This window comes from Noviherbaspirillum autotrophicum, from assembly GCF_000818395.1.
GTDB lineage: Bacteria > Pseudomonadota > Gammaproteobacteria > Burkholderiales > Burkholderiaceae_D > Noviherbaspirillum > Noviherbaspirillum autotrophicum.
Genome location: NZ_JWJG01000025.1, coordinates 1 through 1,992 on the forward strand (window position 1 = coordinate 1; position 1,992 = coordinate 1,992).

The 1,992-nt window shown below is 52.2% G+C and carries 1 protein-coding gene; it reads right to left on the reverse strand.

The features are described 5' to 3' along the window. Nucleotides 1-92: 92 nt before the first annotated feature. Nucleotides 93-1,421, reverse strand: coding sequence for a putative O-glycosylation ligase, exosortase A system-associated (locus TSA66_RS01260; RefSeq protein ID WP_040038690.1), 1,329 nt, complete (start codon nt 1,419-1,421; stop codon nt 93-95). Between the last annotated feature and the right edge of the window lie 571 nt (nt 1,422-1,992).

Genomic DNA, 1,992 nt, shown 5'->3' on the forward strand with positions numbered 1-1,992 from the left:
TCTGCCATAGGTGTCCACCTCCATGTAGGTGGACATATCCTGACTGCTCAAACTCCGCGATTCAAGACGCCGATGATGGATCGCTTACAGTGCTAAATCGCTTTTCTCACGTTACTGGTCGGAAGAGTGGAATGTACCGGCACGATTTTCTTGTCAAGCACAACGATCAGACCAAAGATAGCAAAGATGACTTCAAAGTACGCGAAGCTGAGCGCGGCACCGCCGAGGCAGAACGCAAATATCGACAGCCGCAGCATGGTCGTTAGGGAGATAATCCAGGGCTCCGCGTTTTGCTGGCGCGCGCGCTCGGCGACAGAGCCGGCCGTACGAAACGCAAGAAACAGAAGGCTTAGATAAATGACCAGTCCGATAAACCCATGATCGCCCAGCACCTGGAAATAGATACTATGCGCAGCATGTGATGCTATCGTATCGGGAACGGCGGTGCCTGTGTAAAAGAATGGCAAGGATTGGAATTGCTGGGAAAGGCTGCGCCAGACAGGGAAGAACTCGAGCGTTTTGAACCCGCCGCCGAACACCGGGTACTGCAGCGCGAGAATCAGACTCAGTTTCCAGGCAACGACACGGCCCATAAAGGACGCGTCTTCATTGGCGTTGGAAATGGTATCCATACGTTCACGCCATTGGTCCGTGATCAGCATGGAGCTGAGACCCAGTGCGATGACGATCACGACCAGAAGCGGGAACTTTCGATTGCTCTTTGCGAAGAGGTAGAGGCCAAGCCCGAGCAATGCAATCAAACCGCCTCGCGATTGTGTTCCTACCACGGAGATCACCATGGCGATGAGCGTCATTACAAGAAGGAGCTTGGTCATAACTGCCTCCTTGCCGTACTCGTTCAGCAGGTAAACGCAAATCGGGAGCGTTATCACAAAGGCGAGAGCGAGGTCATTCCGATCGCCCAGAATATGTCCCGGCAAGCCTGAAATCTGGTGTCCGCCGCCGCTGGCCGCAAATTTCAGCCCTTCCAGTACGGCGTAAAAGCCAATCGAAAGAACCAGGCACCAAAGAAAGAAGTCGATGTGAAGTTTTTTGTTAACGATCAGGACGATGAATGCAAAGAGCAGGATAACCTTGAAGAAGCGAGACCAATACTCCCAGGAGATTTCGGGCAGACCGGAGCTCTCCATCGTGGTCATCGTTGTCCAGATAAAGAAGATGAATACCAGTGTGCCGACTGCACCCCAGCGTACCGGCCCCTTTTCCTTGGACAGCAGGTATCCGCCGATTGCGAACGTGGTGAACAGCAGATTGTAGCGGATGACTGACGCCATGCCATACACCCAGCCATTTGGAAAAAACATCGCGGTCCAAATCCACATGCCCAACGCGATGAACGGCCTGTTGGTCATCGCGATTAAGAATAAAGGCAGTAGACTGAGCAATACTAGGTCACGCATACCTTATTTCCCTGCCTTGTCGGATTTTCGCTCCCGGACATCGCACCGCCTGGCCCAGAAGCAGAGATAGACAACGGCTAGCAGATCGAGCGCCCAAAAAATGCTTTCCACTATTTACCCTTTTACTCGTCAAGAACCCCGGACGCCTTCGGATATAGGCTAGGGATCGGATTGAAGAAGGGGCTAGTGCAGGCAAGCGGTTCAACCGGATATATCAGCGCGGGTGTCAGTCCTCCCGATTAGAACCCCCAATATCACGCCGAATCGTAATTTGCTGCTGCATTTCAACATTGATAATTTTCAAATGTCAGTGAAAATGGCACGCATAACCTCTATGCCGCGTGCATTTCCCTATGCTCATGTCCAAGCAAAACCCGAAAAAAAACCCGGTGAGGCAATTGCCTTACCGGGTCATACGTAGAATGGATGTTACTACGATTACTGCAATGCTTCACGGGGCAGCGGCTACTGCCCTAGTAGCAGTTAGAACCTGTTCAGTGTCTCCGTAATAACAATGACAGGAAGGCGAGCGCTACGAGTTGGGCGCTGGTTTCCAGTTTGCGCTCGCAGT